Source organism: Streptomyces sp. NPDC028419 (genome assembly GCF_055565515.1).
On sequence record NZ_JBVHUE010000023.1, the window covers coordinates 15975 to 34078 of the forward strand.

Annotated in this window: 19 protein-coding genes and 1 pseudogene; 3 read left to right on the forward strand and 17 right to left on the reverse strand. The window is 72.6% G+C overall.

Annotated elements, in window-relative coordinates; all coding sequences use genetic code 11:
- Positions 1–7 precede the first annotated feature (7 nt).
- From ACZ4UB_RS25195 to ACZ4UB_RS25205, 3 genes are all read right to left on the reverse strand, one after another.
- On the reverse strand, positions 8–790 hold the full coding sequence (locus tag ACZ4UB_RS25195; protein WP_468073398.1) for a GNAT family N-acetyltransferase: 783 nt from the start codon (positions 788–790) through the stop codon (positions 8–10).
- Positions 791–867: 77 nt separating this feature from the next.
- Positions 868–1764 (reverse strand): polysaccharide deacetylase family protein, encoded by an 897-nt coding sequence (locus ACZ4UB_RS25200; RefSeq protein WP_468073400.1) that lies wholly within the window; start codon positions 1762–1764, stop codon positions 868–870.
- Complete coding sequence (locus tag ACZ4UB_RS25205) at positions 1761–2654, reverse strand: polysaccharide deacetylase family protein (protein WP_354383029.1); 894 nt, start codon at positions 2652–2654, stop codon at positions 1761–1763. The genes ACZ4UB_RS25200 and ACZ4UB_RS25205 overlap by 4 nt, the downstream gene beginning before the upstream one ends.
- Positions 2655–2790: 136 nt before the next feature.
- Between ACZ4UB_RS25205 and ACZ4UB_RS25210 the strand changes: the two genes are divergently transcribed.
- Positions 2791–3981 carry a THUMP-like domain-containing protein gene (locus ACZ4UB_RS25210; RefSeq protein ID WP_468073402.1) on the forward strand — a complete coding sequence of 397 codons (1191 nt, stop codon included), beginning with the start codon at positions 2791–2793 and terminating at the stop codon, positions 3979–3981.
- On the opposite strand, the gene ACZ4UB_RS25215 is transcribed toward ACZ4UB_RS25210, so the two are convergent.
- Both ACZ4UB_RS25215 and ACZ4UB_RS25220 read right to left on the reverse strand, forming a co-directional pair.
- A complete protein-coding gene (locus ACZ4UB_RS25215) occupies positions 3905–4648 on the reverse strand; it encodes a hypothetical protein (protein ID WP_468073404.1) in 744 nt (247 codons plus the stop codon). The genes ACZ4UB_RS25210 and ACZ4UB_RS25215 overlap by 77 nt on opposite strands.
- Before the next feature lie 139 nt (positions 4649–4787).
- Positions 4788–5948 carry an RNA-guided endonuclease InsQ/TnpB family protein gene (locus ACZ4UB_RS25220; protein WP_468073406.1) on the reverse strand — a complete coding sequence of 387 codons (1161 nt, stop codon included), beginning with the start codon at positions 5946–5948 and terminating at the stop codon, positions 4788–4790.
- A 126-nt stretch (positions 5949–6074) separates the two neighbouring features.
- Between ACZ4UB_RS25220 and ACZ4UB_RS25225 the strand changes: the two are divergent.
- A pseudogene (locus tag ACZ4UB_RS25225) lies at positions 6075–6161 on the forward strand (IS200/IS605 family transposase); the annotation flags it as partial.
- Positions 6162–6317: 156 nt separating this feature from the next.
- Here the strand turns inward: ACZ4UB_RS25225 and ACZ4UB_RS25230 are convergent.
- Genes ACZ4UB_RS25230 through tsaB form a run of 4 tightly spaced genes read right to left on the reverse strand, consistent with a single transcriptional unit; the run spans position 6318 to position 8926 of the window.
- Positions 6318–6596, reverse strand: coding sequence for a hypothetical protein (locus ACZ4UB_RS25230; protein WP_468073408.1), 279 nt, complete (start codon positions 6594–6596; stop codon positions 6318–6320).
- Positions 6593–7732 carry a tRNA (adenosine(37)-N6)-threonylcarbamoyltransferase complex transferase subunit TsaD gene (tsaD, locus tag ACZ4UB_RS25235; RefSeq protein ID WP_468073410.1) on the reverse strand — a complete coding sequence of 380 codons (1140 nt, stop codon included), beginning with the start codon at positions 7730–7732 and terminating at the stop codon, positions 6593–6595. The genes ACZ4UB_RS25230 and tsaD overlap by 4 nt, the downstream gene beginning before the upstream one ends.
- The gene (gene rimI / locus ACZ4UB_RS25240) at positions 7725–8219 is read right to left on the reverse strand and encodes a ribosomal protein S18-alanine N-acetyltransferase (RefSeq protein ID WP_468073553.1); all 495 of its coding nucleotides are present in this window, start codon (positions 8217–8219) and stop codon (positions 7725–7727) included. Before rimI ends, tsaD begins: the two co-directional genes overlap by 8 nt.
- A 44-nt stretch (positions 8220–8263) precedes the next feature.
- The gene (tsaB, locus tag ACZ4UB_RS25245) at positions 8264–8926 is read right to left on the reverse strand and encodes a tRNA (adenosine(37)-N6)-threonylcarbamoyltransferase complex dimerization subunit type 1 TsaB (protein ID WP_468073412.1); all 663 of its coding nucleotides are present in this window, start codon (positions 8924–8926) and stop codon (positions 8264–8266) included.
- A gap of 116 nt (positions 8927–9042) precedes the next feature.
- On the opposite strand from tsaB, the gene ACZ4UB_RS25250 reads away from it, so the two are divergent.
- Positions 9043–9603, forward strand: coding sequence for a hypothetical protein (locus ACZ4UB_RS25250; protein WP_468073414.1), 561 nt, complete (start codon positions 9043–9045; stop codon positions 9601–9603).
- 65 nt (positions 9604–9668) lie between these two features.
- Here ACZ4UB_RS25250 and ACZ4UB_RS25255 read toward each other — a convergent pair whose 3' ends face one another.
- The 8 genes from ACZ4UB_RS25255 to ACZ4UB_RS25290 form a co-directional block, all read right to left on the reverse strand.
- A complete protein-coding gene (locus ACZ4UB_RS25255; RefSeq protein WP_468073416.1) occupies positions 9669–9860 on the reverse strand; it encodes a hypothetical protein in 192 nt (63 codons plus the stop codon).
- Between the two features lie 228 nt (positions 9861–10088).
- The gene (tsaE, locus tag ACZ4UB_RS25260; RefSeq protein ID WP_354383021.1) at positions 10089–10634 is read right to left on the reverse strand and encodes a tRNA (adenosine(37)-N6)-threonylcarbamoyltransferase complex ATPase subunit type 1 TsaE; all 546 of its coding nucleotides are present in this window, start codon (positions 10632–10634) and stop codon (positions 10089–10091) included.
- A complete protein-coding gene (locus tag ACZ4UB_RS25265; protein WP_468073418.1) occupies positions 10594–11766 on the reverse strand; it encodes an alpha/beta fold hydrolase in 1173 nt (390 codons plus the stop codon). The genes tsaE and ACZ4UB_RS25265 overlap by 41 nt, the downstream gene beginning before the upstream one ends.
- Before the next feature lie 87 nt (positions 11767–11853).
- The gene (gene alr / locus ACZ4UB_RS25270) at positions 11854–12993 is read right to left on the reverse strand and encodes an alanine racemase (protein ID WP_468073420.1); all 1140 of its coding nucleotides are present in this window, start codon (positions 12991–12993) and stop codon (positions 11854–11856) included.
- 420 nt (positions 12994–13413) lie between these two features.
- Positions 13414–14841 carry an NAD(P)H-hydrate epimerase gene (locus tag ACZ4UB_RS25275; protein ID WP_468073422.1) on the reverse strand — a complete coding sequence of 476 codons (1428 nt, stop codon included), beginning with the start codon at positions 14839–14841 and terminating at the stop codon, positions 13414–13416.
- Positions 14842–14898: 57 nt separating this feature from the next.
- A complete protein-coding gene (locus ACZ4UB_RS25280; RefSeq protein WP_468073424.1) occupies positions 14899–15267 on the reverse strand; it encodes a holo-ACP synthase in 369 nt (122 codons plus the stop codon).
- 19 nt (positions 15268–15286) lie between these two features.
- Positions 15287–17137, reverse strand: coding sequence for a glutamine--fructose-6-phosphate transaminase (isomerizing) (gene glmS / locus ACZ4UB_RS25285; RefSeq protein ID WP_468073426.1), 1851 nt, complete (start codon positions 17135–17137; stop codon positions 15287–15289).
- A 150-nt stretch (positions 17138–17287) separates the two neighbouring features.
- Positions 17288–18073 (reverse strand): hypothetical protein, encoded by a 786-nt coding sequence (locus tag ACZ4UB_RS25290; protein WP_468073428.1) that lies wholly within the window; start codon positions 18071–18073, stop codon positions 17288–17290.
- Positions 18074–18104: the final 31 nt, after the last annotated feature.

An 18104-nucleotide genomic window follows, 5' to 3' on the forward strand; every position in this document is an offset into this window, starting at 1 on the left:
CCGCGGTTCAGCCGCGGTCGAAGACGTGCACCCGGCCCACCTGGACGAAGCCCCGGCGCGCGTACCAGTGCCGGGGCCAGTCGGCCTCGTCGGCGGTGAGGAAGCGCGTGCCGCAGCCGGCGTCGGCGGCCGCGCGCAGGGCCGCGGTGAGGACGGCGTCGCCGTGGCCGCGGCCCAGCCGCGCCCCGTCGGTCATCAGGTCCTCGATCTGCGCGGTGCCCGAGGCCGGGTCGAGGTAGAGGTCGCACCAGGCGGCCACGTCCCCCTCGGCGGTACGGGCGCCCAGGAAGCGCACGTCGGCGGCGCCCCGCAGCCTGGCTCGGCGCCGGGCCACGAGCTGGTCCAGCACCGCCGCGTCGACCGTCGGGAGGAACCCGCGCCAGCGGCGGGCGAGCGGCTCGCGGAAGGCGGCCAGGTCCACCTCCCCGGCGGCGGGCACCCCGGCGGCGGCCGGCACCGGTCCGGTGTGCCGCAGGACGACCAGGGTCAGGTGGGTGTAGCCGGCCCGGACCATGGAGGGGGCCGCGGCGGCTCCGACCGCCTCGTCCAGGACGCTGACCAGCCGGAAGGGCAGGTGCCCGAGCGCCTCGTCGGCGAGGGCGGGGAGCGCCTCGGGATCCAGGGCGGCGGGGTCGTCGATGACGACCTGGTTGTCGGCCCGGGAGTGGTGGAAGGTGTCGTCGAGCGCCGCGAACCCGCCGGCCAGGTCGACCGTGCGCTCCGCCTGCCTGCGGGCGAAAGCGGACATGAAGGCCGTGATCTGCTGCGTTTCGGGTACGGGTCCGCTCATGACCGCACCCTAACCAGCTCCCGCCCGCGCCGGCCCGCCCTTTTCGACCCCGGCCCCGAGGCCGCGCCGCGGGCGGATCAGAGGTAGTCCTCCAGGCGCCCGATCTTGTAGCCCTGCTCCTGTATGCGCTGGAGCATCCGGGTCGTCATCTCGATCTCCGTCGAGCCCTTCAGCTCGGCCGGGCCGCGGAAGTGGGCCAGGACGATGTCGCCCGGCTTCAGGGCGTCGCCCTCGGCGTACTGGAAGTTGTTGATCTGCATCGACGCCTGCCACAGGACCACGTACGAGAGCCCGCACTCGGAGGCGGCGCGCAGGGTGTCGTCGTTGTAGTTGCCGTACGGCGGGCGCAAGAGGGGCGGTTTGGCGCCGAAGCGCTTCTCCAGGCGTTCCTGCTGGCCGCATATCTCCTTCTTCTGCGCCGCGAAGGACAGCGTGCGCAGGTTCGGGTGGGTCAGCGTGTGGTTGTTTATCGTGCTGCGCGAGCCGTTGTCGCGCAGCGACTGGAAGTGCCCGTAGTCCGACGAGGCGATGTTGTCCGTCAGGAACATGCTGATCGGCAGCTTGAGGTCGGCCGCCATCTTCAGGAACTCGGGGTTCTTCTCCGCGCCGTCGTCGAAGGTCAGGAAGACGGTCTTCTCCCCGGCGGGCACGGGTATCCGGTTCACCACGGGTATCTTGCCCGGCCCGGCCTTCGGCAGCTGCGGCTTCTGCGCGGGCTTCGCCGCGAATTCCAGCGGCTTGGCCAGGCCCCACCGCTTGTGGGCGTCGTTCGCGGAGGCGCTCGCGGAGGGGGCCGCGGACGGCTTGGCGCTGCCGCCGCCCGGGCCCGTACCGTCCGTCGCGCCCTGCGAGGCCTCGGCCGTCTTGCGGCCGAGGCGCTCGATGGGGTCCACGCTGTTCCCGCACCCCGACAGGGACAGCGCGAGCGCGCCGGCCGCCAGCGTTCCGGCCGTCAACCGGCGCGCGATGCTCACAAGTAATCCTCCAAGCGGGCCACGGCGTATCCCTTCGCCGTGACGGTCTTCATCACCTGGCGGATCATGTCAGGCATCGTGCCCTTCCAGTCCTCCCGCCCCCGGAAGTGCGTGAGGATGATGTCGCCGGGGTGCAGGTCCTTGTCCTCTTCCCGATAGTCCATTCTGTCCGTGAACGCCTCCGCGTTCCAGATCGGAACGGACTTCACCCCGCACGACTTCGCCGCGCGCAGCGTGTCCTGGTTGTAGTTGCCGTACGGCGGGCGGAAGAGGGTCGGCCGCTTGCCGAACTCCTTCTGGATGGTGTCCTGCATGCCGCAGATCTCCTGGCGCTGCTTCTCGTAGGAGAGGGCGGGCAGGTAGCGGTGGTTGAGCGTGTGGTTGTTGATCGAGACGCCCTCGGACTGCATCTGCTTGAAGTACGCGTAGTTGTCGCGCACCAGGTAGTCGCTGAGGAACGCCGTGTACGGGAGCTTCAGTTCCTGCATCATCTTCAGGAACTCGGGGTCCTTCTCGGCGCCGTCGTCGATCGTCAGGAAGACGACCTTGTCCTCGGTGGGCACGGTCGTGAAGACCGGCGGGAGCTCGTCGCCGTCCTCCACCTCGAAGCCCTTGCGGAAGGTGATCTCCGGCTTGGTCTTCGGCGCCGCGGGCGCGGCGAGCGGCGCCTGGGCCAGCCCCCACTTCTTGGCGGCGAGGGCCCGTGCCTGCTGGAGCTGCTGGGCGCTGACCGCGGGGCCCTGGGCGCCGCTGCGGCCCGTCTCCGCCTTCTTGTCCTTCACCGCGGGGGCGGACCCGGTCGAGCCGCAGGCCGTCCCGAGGGCGGCGACCAGCAGCGCGGCCAGCGCCACCCCGTACCGGCCGCGCGTGCCCGCGACTCGGTGACCCATACGCGCGTTATTTCCGTTTTTTCCTACTAGCTGCATAGCTGCGCATCCTGGCACCCGGCCCCCGCCCTCCCGCGGCGACACCGCGACCGGCGGCGGACGATCCATCGAGTGGCCCAAACTGTCCGACAATGAAGCGGTGAACCCCGAAGACTTCGCCGCCCTGCTCGCCCCCGAGGGCCGCGCCCTGCTCGACTCGCTGCGCGACTACGACCCGGCCCAGGAGCTGGCCGTGGCCACCCGGCTGCGCCGCGAACACCCCGCCGAGCTGGTCTCCGCCGCCCTCGGGCAGGCCCGGCTGCGCCAGCGCGCGGTGGTGAAGTTCGGGGCCGAGGACGCGTACCGGATGTACTTCACGCCCGGCGGCGGCGAGATGGCCACCCGCGCGGCCGTGGCGACGTACCGCGCCGAGCGGATCGCCGCACTCGGCGTACGGTCGGTCGCCGACCTGTGCTGCGGCATCGGCGGGGACGCGCTGGCGCTGGCCCGCGCCGGGATCCGGGTGCTCGCCGTGGACCGGGACCCGCTGACCGTCGCCGTCGCCCGCGCGAACGCCGAGGCGCTGGGGCTGGCCGACCTGATCGAGGTCGTGGAAGCCGATGTCACCGAGGTCGACACCGCCGGCTACGACGCCGTCTTCCTCGACCCGGCGCGCCGCGGCGGACGCGGGCGGATCTTCGACCCCGAGGGGTACTCGCCGCCGCTGTCCTGGGCCGTGGAGACCGCCCGTGCGGCGAAGTACGCGGCCATCAAGATCGCCCCCGGGATCCCGCACGAGGCCGTCCCGGCCGAGGCCGAGGCCGAGTGGATCTCCGACGGAGGGGACGTGAAGGAGGCCGTGCTCTGGTTCGGGACCTCGCCCGGCGCCGTCCGCGCGACCCTGCTCCCCGGACCGCGCACGCTGCGCACCGAGGACCCGCTGCCCGACCCGGACGCCGGACCGGTGGGCCGCTACCTGTACGAGCCGGACGGCGCGGTCATCCGCGCCCACCTGGTCGCCGAGGTCGCCGCGCAGCTCGGCGGGCGGTTGATCGACCCGACCATCGCCTACATCACCGCCGACGAGCTGCGCGCGACGCCGTACGCCACCGCCTACGAGATCACCGACGTGCTGCCCTTCGGCCTCAAGAAGCTCAAGGCCCTGCTGCGCGAGCGCGGGGTGGGGATCCTGACCGTCAAGAAGCGCGGCTCCGCGATCGAACCGGAGGAGCTGCGCAAGAAGGTCAAGCCGCAGGGCCCGAACTCCGCGACGGTCATCCTGACCCGAGTGGCGGGCGCTCCTTCGATGCTGATCGGCGCTCCTGCCCCGGTACCGACACCCCGGGACTGACGGCGGCGGCGCTCCCGGGCGCCGCGGCCCCGGGCGGTGCGGCCGGCGGGCGCCGCGGCGGGCGGAAGGCCCGCAGGGCCCACCGGTAGTGCGCGGCCGCCTTGCCCGCGCCCAACAGCCCGGTGATCCACAGGATCATCCCGAGGCCCATCACGGAGGCCACCTCGCCGTAGGTCTCCGAGCCGGGTCGGGCGGCGCTCGCGCTCCCGAAGGTCACCCACAGCCCGAGCGCGCACAGGACCAGCGAGGACAGCAGCCACGCCAGGCTCCGCCCGGGCAGGCGCAGGCGGGCGTCATTGGCCGGATCGCGGTCCGACTCGGCCCACGCGGAGAGCAGTTGGCGCACCCGGCGGTCCCGCTTGGCGCCCCACACGAACCAGAAGCCGGCCGGTACGAGGACCCCCACGCCCAGGACCAGGAAGACGACGCCGACGAACTGCTCGGTCAGGCCGCCCTCTTCGAAGGCCATCAGCGCCATGCCGACGAAGGACCAGCCGAGGGCGAAAACGGCGCTGACCGCCCAGAGCAGCAGCAGCCGCCCCGTGCCCAGGCTCAGCCGCTCCAACTCCCCCAGATAGCGGGCCCGGTCGGCCCGGACGGCGTGGGGGTCCAACCATGCGCGCAGGTGCGCGGGAGGCGGCGGTGGCGGCAGGTCACGACGGGGCATGCGCATGACGTTAACTCTCTCCCCCGTAAATGGGGGAAATTCCCACCGGGCCGCCGCTGTTGAGCGGTGGTCGTAGGTGGTTCCTGTTTCATCGCCCGTTGCCCGGCGTGCCGGGTCCTACACAGGCTCCGCAGGCATTTTACGTGTCCGGGAGTCCCTCGGCCACGATGCGTCGTCCTTCACGCCGGAGATTGGTCTCAGCGTTTTCGTCCCGGTCGTGCACGGCTCCGCAGTCGCATGTCCAGCGGCGGATCTTGAGCCCTTCGAGCCCTCTGGGGCCGGTGAGGGCGCCACATCCGGGAGCGGAGCACAGTTGGGTGCTGGGGAACCAGCGGGACACCTTCACGAACGTCCGCCCATAGCGGGCGCACTTGGCTTCCAAGGTGCGGGTGAACTGCCCCAAGGCTTGATCGTGTACGGACTTGGCTCGCTTGCCCTTGCGGTGGCCCATGGCCTTCACGTTCAGGTCTTCCACGTACACGGCTTGGCTCTCGCGCGTGATGCGGGTGGTTTCCTGCTCGATGAAATCGCGTCGCTGGTCAGCGACGCGTGCATGGATCTTCGCTACGGCCAGCTTGGCTTTGCGCCGGTTGCCGGAACCCTTCTCACAACGGGAAAGCTTGCGCTGGGCACGCCGGAGCTTGCTCTCCTGACGGCGGAAGAACTTCGGCGTGTTGATCTTTCGGCCCCGCAGAACCGCATACGTGGACAGACCCAGGTCGATGCCGGTATCCGTGTCCTCCACGTCCAGCTCGGGGAGCGGCTTCTCCTCGGTTTCGACGACGAACGATACGAAGTACCGTCCGGCCGAATCCTTGATCACCGTCACGGACGACGGATCGGAGGGAAGCCGCCTTGACCAGCGGACTTCCACATCACCGATCTTGGGGAGACGGAGTCTGCCCTCGCCGGTGATGGAGAAGCGGGCGGCTTTGGTGAACCTCACGGACTGACGACTGGTCTTCTTCTTGAAGCGCGGCGGCCCCATCTTCGGGCCCTTACGGGTGCCGTTCTTCGACGCGAAGAAGTTGCTGTAAGCCGTCTGGAGATCCCGCAGGGAGGACTGGAGCACGACCGCTGACACGTCGGCCAGCCATGCCCTCTCCTCCGTTTTCTTGGCCTCGGTGATGAGCTCCTTGGCAAGGCTCACGATCGAGGGAGACGAACCATCCTTCGTGTAGGCGTCCTGACGGATGCGCAACGCGTCGTTCCACACGACGCGGGCGCATCCGAACGCCCTCGCAAGCTCGGTCCTCTGCGGGACGCTCGGGTACGCACGGAACTGGTACCTGAGCTTCACGCCGATCACCATACATATGTGGTTTATGGCCGACTGCACGAACATTCGCACTGGTCGACATTGCACGTTTCTCATGCACCCACTTGGTTTTCGTGACCAAGTACCGGCACAAAAGCGTCACTCTGATCCGGCTCCTACTTCGCCGGATCAGCCGGCGGAGCCCCGCTCTCAATCGTCCGTCAGTACATCGAGCAGCAGAACCGGCCCGCATGAACTGACCCTCACGACAGGAGCGAAGCGATCTCCGGCGCTTCGCGCATCCAAGCCAAGGGTGCGCTTCACCTCCGCCATGAAGGGAGGAGTACCGCGCCAGAACTCGGATAGCGGCAGCGCGGAGCGCTCCGGCCCCGGGTCAGCCCCGGGCCGCCCTCAGGTCAGCTCCACGGACTCGAAGCGCCACCGGTGCACCGGCCGGGCGATCAGGTCGGCGGCCGGCTCGGGCAGTTCGGGGAGCGCGTCCGCGCCCTCGCCCGCACCGGCGCCCGCCTCCCACCAGGTGATGACCAGGACCCGGTCCTGCGGGGCCCGGAACACCTCGCGGCGCACCGGTTCCCGGGCGAGCACCTGCGAACGGGCCCATTCCAGCAGCTCGTTGCCCCGGCCGTCGGCGGCCCGGGCCTCCCACATCACGGCCACGATGGTGCTCATGAGTACAGGTTGTCCTTGCTCAGCTCGTGCACGTGATCGTGATCGTGTGCGTGCGCGTGGCCGTGGCCGTCCCCGTCACCGTGCCCGTGCGACGTACCGGGCACGTGCGGGTCGGTCACCGGCAGCGAGGAGTCCGCCGAGAGGTCCCAGTCCGAGGCCGGCCGGTTCCGCTTGACCATCTCCGCGCCCAGCGCCGCCACCATCGCGCCGTTGTCCGTGCACAGCTTCGGCCGCGGCACCCGCAGCACGATCCCGGCGTCGTCGCAGCGCTCCTGCGCCAGCGAGCGCAACCGCGAGTTGGCCGCCACGCCGCCGCCGATCATCAGGTGGTCGACGCCCTCGTCCTTGCAGGCGCGGATCGCCTTGCGCGTCAGCACGTCCACCACGGCCTCCTGGAAGGACGCGGCCACGTCGCGCACCGGCACGTCCTCCCCGGCCTTGCGCTTCGCCTCGATCCAGCGCGCCACGGCGGTCTTGAGCCCGGAGAAGGAGAAGTCGTACGCCGCGTCGCGCGGCCCGGTCAGCCCGCGCGGGAAGTTGATCGCCTTCGGGTCGCCCTCGCGCGCGAGCCGGTCGATGACCGGACCGCCCGGGAAGCCCAGCTGGAGCACCCGCGCGATCTTGTCGAAGGCCTCGCCCGCCGCGTCGTCGATGGTCGCGCCCAGCGGCCGTACGTCACTGGTGATGTCCGGGGCCAGCAGCAGCGAGGAGTGCCCGCCGGAGACCAGCAGGGCCATCGTGGGCTCCGGCAGCGGCCCGTGCTCCAGCTGGTCCACGCAGATGTGGGAGGCCAGGTGGTTCACGCCGTAGAGCGGCTTGCCGAGCGCGTAGGCGTAGGCCTTCGCCGCCGATACGCCGACCAGCAGCGCCCCGGCCAGACCGGGGCCCGCGGTCACGGCGATGCCGTCGAGGTCGCGGGCGCTGACCCCGGCCTCCTTCAGGGCGCGCTCGATGGTCGGGACCATCGCTTCCAGGTGGGCGCGCGAGGCCACCTCGGGCACGACCCCGCCGAAGCGCGCGTGCTCGTCGACGCTGGAGGCGATCGCGTCGGCGAGGAGCGTGGTGCCGCGCACCACGCCGACGCCGGTCTCGTCGCAGGACGTCTCGATGCCGAGGACGAGCGGTTCGTCAGCCATGGGATTCACCTTGAACTGGGCCGTCCGCGGGGACGGAACGTGCGGGATCGGAAAGTCGCATCACGAGCGCGTCGATGTTGCCGGGCTGGTAGTAACCGCGCCGGAAGCCGATCGGCTCGAAGCCGAAGCGCTCGTAGAGCCGCTGGGCGCGGGTGTTGTCCACCCGCACCTCCAGCAGCACTTCGGCGCATTCGAAGGCGGTGGCGGCGCCGAGCAGATCGGTGAGCAGCCGGGCGCCGAGCCCGGTCCCCCACTGATCGCGGGCCGCCGCGATGGTCTGTACGTCGCCCAGGTCGCCGACGGCGGCGAGCCCGGCGTAGCCGACCAGGCGGCCGCCGTCCGCCTCCTCGGCGACCACGTAGCGGCGGGTGGCCAGCGGCCCGCGGGCGTGCGCGAGCTCGGACCAGAACATCCCCGCGGACCAGGCGTCCTCGGGGAAGAGCTCGTGCTCCAGCTCCAGCACGGACCCGATGTCCCACCAGCGCATCTCGCGCAGCTGGACGGCCGGGGCGGGCGGCGCGGTCGGGGCCGTCACTGGGGCGTGACCACCTTGTAGTTCTTGGGCACCTGGGCGTCGGGGCGGCGCAGGTACAGCGGGGTCGGCGGGAGGAACTCCGCCCCCGCCGCGAGCCGCTCCGCGGCCAGGGCGGCCAGCGCGCCGGCCGACTGGTGCTCGGGGCCGCGCGCGTCCGGGAAGTGGTCGGGGTAGAGCAGCGCGCCCGCGCCCACCACGGGCAGCCCGGCGAGTTGCTCGGCGATGTCGGCCGGGCGGTCCACGGCCGGCTCGGTGACCCGGGTGCGCGGGTCCTCGTAGCGGGCCCAGTACACCTCCTTGCGGCGGGCGTCGGTGGCCACCGCGAAGGGGCCCTCGATCCCGGCGTCGCGGACGGCGTAGGCCAGCCCGTCCAGGGTGCACAGACCGTGCACCGGCACGCCGAGGACGGAGGCGAAGGTGGCGGCGGTGACGAGGCCGACGCGCAGCCCGGTGTACGGGCCGGGGCCCACGCCGACGACGATGCCGGTCACCGCGTCGAGCTTCAGCCCGGCTTCGGCGAGGACCTTGTCCACGGAGGGCAGCAACAGCTCCCCGTGGCGGCGGGCGTCGACCTGGTGGGCCTCGGCGACGACGGACTCACCGTCGTGCAGGGCGACGGTGACGGCGGGCGTGGCGGTATCTACAGCGAGCAAGAGCACGCGAACAGCCTACGACTCCGCGGCCCGAGCCCCTCGCGGCCGGTCGAGCGGCACCCCGGCTGCTACCGTCAGCGCGGGTGTACCAGGACCCGAAGGCAGCGGAGAGGTGGAGCAAGGTGGCACGCAGCAGCTCGGGAATCGTGGCCGGGCTCACCGCCGCGGCACTGGCAACGGTCGGTTTCCTCGGCTACCAGGCTTCGGCGAGCGCTCCGGCCCGCCCGGCGCAGGCCGCCCAGCAGCCGGCCCCCTCCACCGCGCCGAGCCAGTCCACCACACCCGAGGCACCGGGCAAGCCGGGGCCGGTTCCGGCCGATTCGGGCAAGGGCGTGCGCGTCGTCTACTCCCTGTCCCAGAAGCGGGTGTGGCTGGTGGGCGGGGACGGCGTGGAGACGAAGACCTACTCGGTGATGCCGAGCACGGTGCACCCCAAGACCGGCAGCTACTCGGTCGACACGCGCCAGGGCGCGGTCACCGGATCCGACGGCGCGGCGATCGAGCACATCGTGCGGTTCACGACCACCGACGGGGTCGTGATCGGTTTCAGCGCCCGCAAGGACGGCGCGACGCCGGAGCCGGACCCGACCAAGAAGACCGGTGGCATCCGCATGACGCGCGCCGACGGCGACGCGATGTGGAACTTCGCCACGATCGGCACGCGGGTCAACGTCGTCCCGTAGGTACCGCGCGCGGCTCCTACGGGAGGACCGCCGAATTGACCCGAACGGGTGACACGACGCACGGCTCAGGCCGCTTCGGACTCCGGAGCGGCCTGCCTGCGTACGGGCGCGGGTGCGGACGCGGGTGCGGCCGGCCGCGCGGGTGGGGTCGACACGGCGGTGGCGGCGAGACACGACGCGAGCAGCGCCCCCATCGAGGGCCCGGGCGCGGCCGCGGACGCCCCGGACGGGCGGGGAACACGCTCTGCTGCCGACATGGCTGCCTCCTGGCGCTCGACCGACGTCGAAGTTAGGTATACCTAACCAGCTCTCGGTACCATGTCATCACGCCGCCCCCCTTCGACGCAACATTTTACCGACACCTTGTCGGCACCTGTCGGAACGTTGTCGGAACGTTGTCGGAACGTCCAGCCGCCCGTACGCGAACGGCCCGGCCCGCACGCCCCGAAGGGACGCACGGACCGGGCCGCGAGGACCTGCCGGCGCTATGACCCGTCGGCCAAGGCGGCGATGCCGGCGTCCGCCCACCGCGCACCCACCCCGTACACGGACACCTGGCGCACGTCGTCGAGGACCTCCTCGTGGCCGACCGCGCGCGCGATCACCACGTGCAACCGGTCGTCGGAGAGCTCCTCCACCTTGCCGTCGCCCCATTCGACGACGACCACGGACTCGGGCAGCGAGACGTCGAGGTCCAGGTCCTCCATCTCGTCCAGCCCGCCGCCGAGCCGGTACGCGTCCACGTGGACCAGCGCCGGACCGTCGCCCAGCGACGGGTGCACCCGGGCGATCACGAAGGTCGGCGAGGTCACGGCCCCGCGCACGCCGAGGCCCTCGCCGAGCCCCCGGGTCAGAGTGGTCTTCCCCGCGCCGAGCTCACCGGTCAGCAGGACCAGGTCACCGGGGCGCAGCAGGGCGGCGAGCTCGCGGCCCAGGTCCCGCATGGCGTCGGGGGAATCGATGGTGAGCAGGGCCCGGCCGGTCGCGGTCTCAGCCGCCCGGTCGTGCGGTGCTTGCAGCGGTGCTTCCATGCCCGCCAACGTTAGTCGCTGCCGGGACCGCACCCGTGCGCGCGAGGAGGTCGCTCAGCAGTGCGGTGACGGTCTCCGGGCGCTCCAGCATCATCAGGTGGCCGGTCTCCTCCAGGACCACCAGCTCCGCGTCCGGCAGCTCGGCGGCGATGGCCACGCTGTGCTCGGGCGGGGTGATCATGTCGCGGTCCCCGGCGACCACGGTGACCGGGAGGTCCGCGAAGTGCTGGAGGGCGGCCGTCTTGTCGTGCAGCATGATCGCCGGGAAGAACTCGGCGACCACGTCGATCGGGGTCGCCTCGATCAGCCGCTCGGCGAAGCGCGCCACGTCCGGGTCCACGTCCGGCGAGCCGAACGAGTACCGCTTGATCATGCCCGCGAAGAGGTCCGCGGTGGCCCGGCGCCCCTTCTCCACCAGCTCGACCTGCGAGCACAGCGCGCGCAGCACCCCCGGAAGCACCCGGCGCACCGCGCTGATCCCGACCGAGGGGAGCCCGTACGTCACCTCGCCGAGCCGGCCGCTGGAGGTGCCCACGAGCGCCACGCCGACCACCCGGTCGCGCACCAGCTCGGGGTACTGGGCCGCCAGCGCCATGATCGTCATGCCACCCATGGAGTGCCCGACGAGGACCAGCGGGCCCTCGGGGGCAGCGGCGTCGATGACGGCCTTCAGGTCGCGGCCGAGCTGGTCGATGCTGACCGGTTCCCCGTCGGCCTGCGCGAGTCCGCGCCCCGAACGGCCGTGGCTGCGCTGGTCCCAGTACACGGCGCGGACCACGCCGCGCAGCGCGGCGCGCTGGAAGTGCCAGGAGTCCTGGGCGAGGCAGTAGCCGTGGCAGAAGACGACGGTAGCGGCCGGAGCGGGCTTGCGGCGCAGGCGGCGGCGCTTGGCGCCGTCCTCGGGGAGCTCGTCGCTCTCGTAGTGGAGCAGGGTGCCGTCCTCGGCGCGGCACGTGCCCTCGGTGCCGCGCAGGGTGCCGTAGGGGCCCGACGCGTCGAGCGCGAGGCGCGCCTTCGCCCGGATCCCGCGGCCGACCGTGAGCCGCTCGACGGCCACTCCGGCCGCCGCACCCGCCGCCACGACGCCGATCGCGGCGCCCGCCCAGCCCGCCTTTCGCCAGTTCTCGCTCACGCCGACCTCACTCAGCCATGAAACCCAGACGTACCGGACAAACAGTTCTTCAGCCTGCCACAGGAACCACCCGTACGGATCATCGGATCAGACATGGAGATGCACCCGGGGCACCCGGGACCCGATCCGCGTGACGATCTCGTAGGCGATCGTCCCCGCCGCCCGCGCCCAGTCCTCGGCGGTCGGCTCGCCCGCGTCGCCCGGGCCGAAGAGGACGGCCTCGTCGCCGGAGCGCACGTCCGCGCCGGGCCCGAGGTCCACCACGAACTGATCCATGGCCACCCGCCCGGCCACCGTCCGCACCGCGCCGCCGACCAGCACCGGGCCGGTGCCCGAGGCGTGCCGCGGGACGCCGTCGGCGTACCCGGCCGGGATCAGGGCGAGCCGCGTGTCGCACGGCGTCGTGTAGTGGTGGCCGTAGCTGACGCCGTGGCCGCCGGGCACGTCCTTGACCAGCGCGACGGACGCCTTGAGCGTCATCGCGGGGCGCAGTCCGAGCTGGGCGGAGGTGCCCAGCTCCGGGGCCGGGGAGACGCCGTAGACCGCGATCCCGCAGCGCACCAGGTCGAAGTGGCTCTCGGGGAGCGTGAGCGTGGCCGGGGAGTTGGCGATGTGCCGGACCTCGGGGTCCAGGCCCTCCTTCTCGGCGTATCCGACCATCTCGCGGAAGGTGGTCAGCTGGAGCTGGATGGAGGGGTGGCCGGGCTCGTCGGCACACGCGAAGTGCGACCACAGGCCGGTGACCTCGACGGTGCCCTCGGCCTCGGCGGCGACGGCGGCGCCGACCAGTTCGGCCCAGTCGGCGGGCTGGCAGCCATTGCGGCCGAGGCCGGTGTCGGCCTTGAGCTGGATCCTGGCCGTGCGCCCGGCGGCGCGGGCGGCCGCCCGTACCTCTTCCAGGGCCCACAGCCCGCTCACGGCGACGTCCACGTCGCGCTCGACGGCCTCCTGCCAGGGGCCGCCGGGGGTCCACAGCCAGCACATGATCCGGCCCTCGATGCCCGCGTCGCGCAGGGCGAAGGCCTCCTGCGGGGTGGCCGTACCGAGCCAGGTCGCGCCCGCCTCCTGGGCAGCCCTGGCACAGGCCACGGCCCCGTGACCATAGGCGTCCGACTTGACGACGGCCATCAGCTGGGCCCGGGGTGCCCGGTCGCGCAATGCGCGCACGTTCCCCCGTACGGCGTCAAGATCGATCTCGGCGTGTACGCGCGGCGGTGTCTCGTTCATCGCCGCAAGTGTCTCAGAACCCCACCAGCGCGCCGCTCAAGCACCCAAGGAGCCCACACCTTGACCAGGTCCCCGGCCCGGACGGCCTCCGACCCCCCGGCGCGGGTCGCGGTCGGGACGGGGACCCGCAGGAGGGTCCCCGCAAGGACGAGCGGTCCCCACTGGACGCCCCCTCCGACCCCCCGCAGCCGCGAGCCGAGGAGACCCTCGTGCGGGTCCCCGGCACGACCGTGGCCCGCGCCCCCAGCCCGTCCGGCGCTTGAGGACCCGCCGGAGGCCCCACGCACCCGCAGCAACATGCCCGGCCCGCAACACCCCTCCGGGGTGCGCCTCAAACGCCGGCGAGGCTGGATCGGCCGCCCCCGTCACCACCCCAGCCCGTCCGGCGTTTGAGGACCCGGCGCCAAAAGCGGTGTGGCCTCAGGCCGGAGCGCAGGCGTCGCGCCAAGCATCCGGCAGGGCCTCCGCAACGCCGTGCGCGAGCACAGGCGCACCACCGGCCGCCCGCCGCCCCGCCAGCCCGTGCAGGTACGCCGCCACCGCCCCCGCGTCCACCGCCCCCAGCCCCGCCGCCAACAAGGCCCCCGCCACCCCCGACAGCACGTCACCACTGCCCGCGGTGGCCAACCAGGGCGTCCCGGTGGCATTCACCCGAACCGGCCCCGCCCCAGAACCCGGCCCCGCCACCAACGTCGTGGACCCCTTGAGCAACACCCCGACCCCGTACCGCCCCGCGAGCTCCCGCACGGAAGCCAACCGCGCCCCCTCCACCTCCGCACGCCCCACCCCCAGCAGCGCCGCCGCCTCCCCCGCGTGCGGGGTCAGCAGCACCGGCCGCGGGTGCGCCCGCAGCACCCCGGGGTCCAGCCCCCGCAACCCGTCCGCGTCCACCAGCACCGCCACCCCGTCCGCCGCCGCCCCCGCCAGCAGCTCCGCGACCTCGCCCTCGCGCCCGGAGCCCAGCCCCGGTCCCACCACCCAGGACTGCACCCGGCCGCGCCCGACCAGCGTCTCGGGGTACCGCGCCAGCACCATCTCCGCCGCCCGCGCGGGCCCGACGTACCGCACGGCCCCCGCCCCGCCCCGCAGCGCGCCCGCCACGGACAGCACCGCCGCGCCCGGATACTGCTCCGACCCGGCGACGACGCCCACGACCCCGCGCCGGTACTTGTCGCTCTCCGCCGTGGGTACGGGCAGCAGCGCGCCCACGTCGGCGTGCTGGAGGGCCTGCGCCACGGCGGTGTCCGGCAGCGTCAGCCCGATCTCCACCAACCGCACCACCCCGGCCCGCTCGGCCCCGGGATCGATCAGCAGCCCCGGCTTGTACGCCCCGAACGTCACGGTGACGTCGGCCCGTACGGCCGCCCCCGCGACCTCTCCGGTGTCCGCGTCCACCCCGCTCGGCAGGTCCACCGCGACCACCCGCGCGCCCGGCGGCACCTGCGCCACCAGCGCGGCCGCCGCCGGACGCAGCCCCCCGCGCCCGCCGATGCCCAGCAGCCCGTCCACGACCAGGTCCACCCGCTCCGGCACGCGCTCGGCCTGCCGCCCCCCGGCGGCCCGCAGCGCGGCCAGTCCGCCCGCGTGCGCCCGCTCGGGGTCCAGGAGCACGGCCGTCACCCCCGCGCCCCTGCGCGCCAGGCGCGCGCCCGCGTAGAGGGCGTCACCGCCGTTGTCCCCGGTCCCCACGAGCAGCGCCACGCGCGCCCCGTACACCCGCCCGAGCAGTCCGGCGCAGACGGCGGCCAGTCCCGCGGCCGCCCGCCGCATCAGGGCCCCTTCGGGCAGCCGCGCCATCAGCTCGTGCTCGGCGGCCCGTACGGTCTCCACGCTGTAAGCAGTACGCATGGCACCAGCGTGCCCGATCCCCCCGGCGACCACGCCCCGCCGACCACGCCCCGCCGATCACGCCTCGGCGATCACGACGGCCGAGGCCACCCCCGCGTCGTGGCTGAGCGAGACGTGCAAGGAGCGCACGCCGAGCGCTTGGGCCCGCGCCGCCACCGTCCCGGACACCCGCAGCCGCGGCTGCCCGGTCGGCTCGACGTACACCTCGGCATCGGTCCAGAGCATCCCGGCGGGCGCGCCGAGCGCCTTGGCCAGGGCCTCCTTCGCGGCGAACCGGGCGGCGAGCGAGGCGGCCCCGCGCCGCTCGCCGCTCGGCAGGTTCAACTCCGCCTCGACGAAGAGCCGTTGCGCCAGCCTGGGCGTGCGCTCCAGCGACGCCGCGAACCTGTCGATCGCGGCCACGTCGATCCCCACACCGATGATCACTTCTACGAACTCGCTTCGCTCACTCCACCGTCACGGACTTGGCGAGGTTACGCGGCTGGTCCACCTCATTGCCCCGCGCCGTCGCCAGCTCGCACGCGAACACCTGCAAGGGCACCGTCGCCACCAGCGGCTGGAGCAGCGTCGGCGTGGCCGGGATCCGGATCAGGTGGTCGGCGTACGGGACCACCGCCTCGTCGCCCTCCTCCGCGATCACGATCGTGCGCGCCCCGCGGGCCCGGATCTCCTGGATGTTCGACACGATCTTGTCGTGGAGCACCGAACGGCCCTTCGGCGACGGCACCACGACCACCACCGGCACGTCCTCCTCGATCAGCGCGATCGGCCCGTGCTTGAGCTCACCCGCCGCGAAGCCCTCGGCGTGCATGTACGCCAGCTCCTTGAGCTTGAGCGCGCCCTCCAGCGCCACCGGGTAGCCGACGTGCCGCCCGAGGAAGAGCACCGTGTTCTTGTCCGCGAGCGAGCGGGCGAGCTTGCGGACCGGCTCCATGGTCTCCAGTACGGCGTCCACCGCGCCCGCGATGTCGGACAGTTCACGGATCACCGCACGGATCTCGTCGCCCCACTTCGTGCCGCGCACCTGGCCGAGGTACAGCGCGACCAGGTAGCAGGCGACCAGTTGGGTCAAGAACGCCTTCGTCGAGGCGACGGCCACCTCCGGCCCGGCGTGCGTGTACAGGACGGCGTCGGACTCGCGGGGGATCGTCGACCCGTTCGTGTTGCAGATGGCCAGCACCTTCGCGCCCTGCTCCCGGGCGTGGCGCAGCGCCATCAGCGTGTCCATCGTCTCGCCGGACTGGGAGATGGCGATGACGAGGGTGCGCTGGTCGAGGATCGGGTCCCGGTAGCGGAACTCGCTCGCCAGCTCCGTCTCGCACGGGATCCGCGTCCAGTGCTCGATGGCCAGCTTCGCGATCATGCCCGCGTGGTACGCCGTACCGCAGGCCACGATGACGACCTTGTCGACCTCGCGCAGGACGGAGGCGGGGATGCGGACCTCGTCCAGGGTGAGCGAGCCGCTCGCGTCGATCCGGCCGAGGAGGGTGTCGGCGACGGCCTTCGGCTGCTCGGCGATCTCCTTGAGCATGAAGTAGTCGTAGCCGCCCTTCTCCGCGGCCGAGGCGTCCCAGTCGACGTGATAGGCGCGCACGGAGGCGGCCGAGCCGTCGAAGTTGGTCACCGAGACCCCGTCGCGGCGCAGCTCGACGACCTGGTCCTGCCCCAGCTCGATCGCGGACCGGGTGTGGGCGATGAAGGCGGCCACGTCCGAGGCGAGGAAGTTCTCGCCCTCTCCGACGCCCACCACCAGCGGGGAGTTCCGGCGCGCGCCGACCACCACGTCCGGGGCGTCCGCGTGCACCGCGACCAGGGTGAAGGCGCCCTCCAGCAGCCGGCACACGCGCCGCATGGCCTCGGCCAGGTCGCCGTCCGCCTCGGCGAACCGTTCGGCCAGCAGGTGGGCGACCACCTCGGTGTCCGTCTCGGACTCCAGCCGGTGCCCACGCTCCGTCAGTTCGGCCCGCAGCGCGGCGAAGTTCTCGATGATGCCGTTGTGCACGACGGCCACGCGCCCGGCGTTGTCCAGGTGCGGATGGGCGTTGAGGTCGGTGGGCCCGCCGTGGGTCGCCCACCGGGTGTGCCCGAGTCCCGTGGAACCGGCCGGCACCGGGTGCCCGACCAGTTCCTTCTCCAGATTGACCAGCTTGCCGGCCTTCTTGACGGAGGCGAGGCCCCCGTCGGCGAGCACGGCGACACCCGCCGAGTCGTACCCCCGGTACTCCAACCGCTTGAGTCCGGCGATGACCACATCGAGCGCAGATTGCGCTCCCACGTAACCCACGATTCCGCACATAGGCGGCACCCTACGCCGCGGCCGGCGCGCATTCCGGGACCCGAACCGGACGAACCGGGACCCGAACCGGACGAAAAACCCGCCCCGGCGAAAGCGCCGGAGCGGGTGTGACGCCGTACGGCCGCCGGGCGGCCGGGATCACGGGACGGCTCAGCCGAGCTTCTTGACCTGCGTGTCGACGACGACCTTCGCCGTCTCGCCGCTCCCGCCGAACGAGATCGTGTAGAGCGCCGCGAGGGTGTTGCCCTTGCGGACCACGACGAGCTGGGTGGGGTTCTTCTCCCCATCCAGCTCCCGCTCGACGGTGAAGGACACGGCCTCGTCACCGGCGGTCACCGCGGGGCCCGGGGCGATCTTGGTGACCTTGCCCGTGTCGGCCTCCGCGGCCCCGGGGTAACCCGCGGCGCACGCCGTGCCCGCCGCCTTCACCGCGGCGAAGGCTTCCTGGGCACCCTTGCCCTCGTAGGAGTTGAGGGCGTCCATCGTGGCCGTCACCTTGAAGGCGTCCGTGATGGCCTTGAGCTTCTCCTCGGCGGAGGCGTCCGCAGCGGGGGCCTTCGGCTTGCCGGCGACCTTGGCCGCGACGTTGGCCGCGGCCTTGCCCGGACCGCTGCCCGCCATCACCAGGGCCAGCGGCTGGCACTCGGTCTTGGTGGTCGCGTAGGCCGCGGCGGCCTCCTGGAGCTCGGTCGCCGTGGCCTCCTTGACGACGTGCTCCGCGAGGTCGGCCTGGGTGACCAGGAGCGCCTTCAGCTCGGCGGCCGTCTTCGCCTTGGCGGCCGGGTCGGCGGCCGGCGCGGAGGGGGCGGCCGAGGTGGCACCGCCGTCCTTCGACTCGTCCTTCGCCGCCTTGTCCGATCCGCAGGCGGTGACGAGCAGCGCCAGCGACACGGCGGAAGCGGTCAGCACGGAACGGCGGACGAGGGTGGAACGCACGATGAATCTCCCCTATGACTCAAATGATCAC

Coding starts and splice junctions, on each gene's coding strand:
- tsaD (WP_468073410.1), bottom strand. CDS start 7,732: ATGGCTGACGAACCGCTCGTCCTCGGCATCGAGACGTCCTGCGACGAG.
- ACZ4UB_RS25230 (WP_468073408.1), bottom strand. CDS start 6,596: ATGAGCACCATCGTGGCCGTGATGTGGGAGGCCCGGGCCGCCGACGGC.
- glmS (WP_468073426.1), bottom strand. CDS start 17,137: ATGTGCGGAATCGTGGGTTACGTGGGAGCGCAATCTGCGCTCGATGTG.
- ACZ4UB_RS25205 (WP_354383029.1), bottom strand. CDS start 2,654: ATGGGTCACCGAGTCGCGGGCACGCGCGGCCGGTACGGGGTGGCGCTG.
- rimI (WP_468073553.1), bottom strand. CDS start 8,219: ATGCGCTGGTGGGACATCGGGTCCGTGCTGGAGCTGGAGCACGAGCTC.
- tsaE (WP_354383021.1), bottom strand. CDS start 10,634: ATGGAAGCACCGCTGCAAGCACCGCACGACCGGGCGGCTGAGACCGCG.
- ACZ4UB_RS25215 (WP_468073404.1), bottom strand. CDS start 4,648: ATGCCCCGTCGTGACCTGCCGCCACCGCCGCCTCCCGCGCACCTGCGC.
- ACZ4UB_RS25275 (WP_468073422.1), bottom strand. CDS start 14,841: ATGCGTACTGCTTACAGCGTGGAGACCGTACGGGCCGCCGAGCACGAG.
- ACZ4UB_RS25195 (WP_468073398.1), bottom strand. CDS start 790: ATGAGCGGACCCGTACCCGAAACGCAGCAGATCACGGCCTTCATGTCC.
- alr (WP_468073420.1), bottom strand. CDS start 12,993: ATGAACGAGACACCGCCGCGCGTACACGCCGAGATCGATCTTGACGCC.
- ACZ4UB_RS25255 (WP_468073416.1), bottom strand. CDS start 9,860: ATGTCGGCAGCAGAGCGTGTTCCCCGCCCGTCCGGGGCGTCCGCGGCC.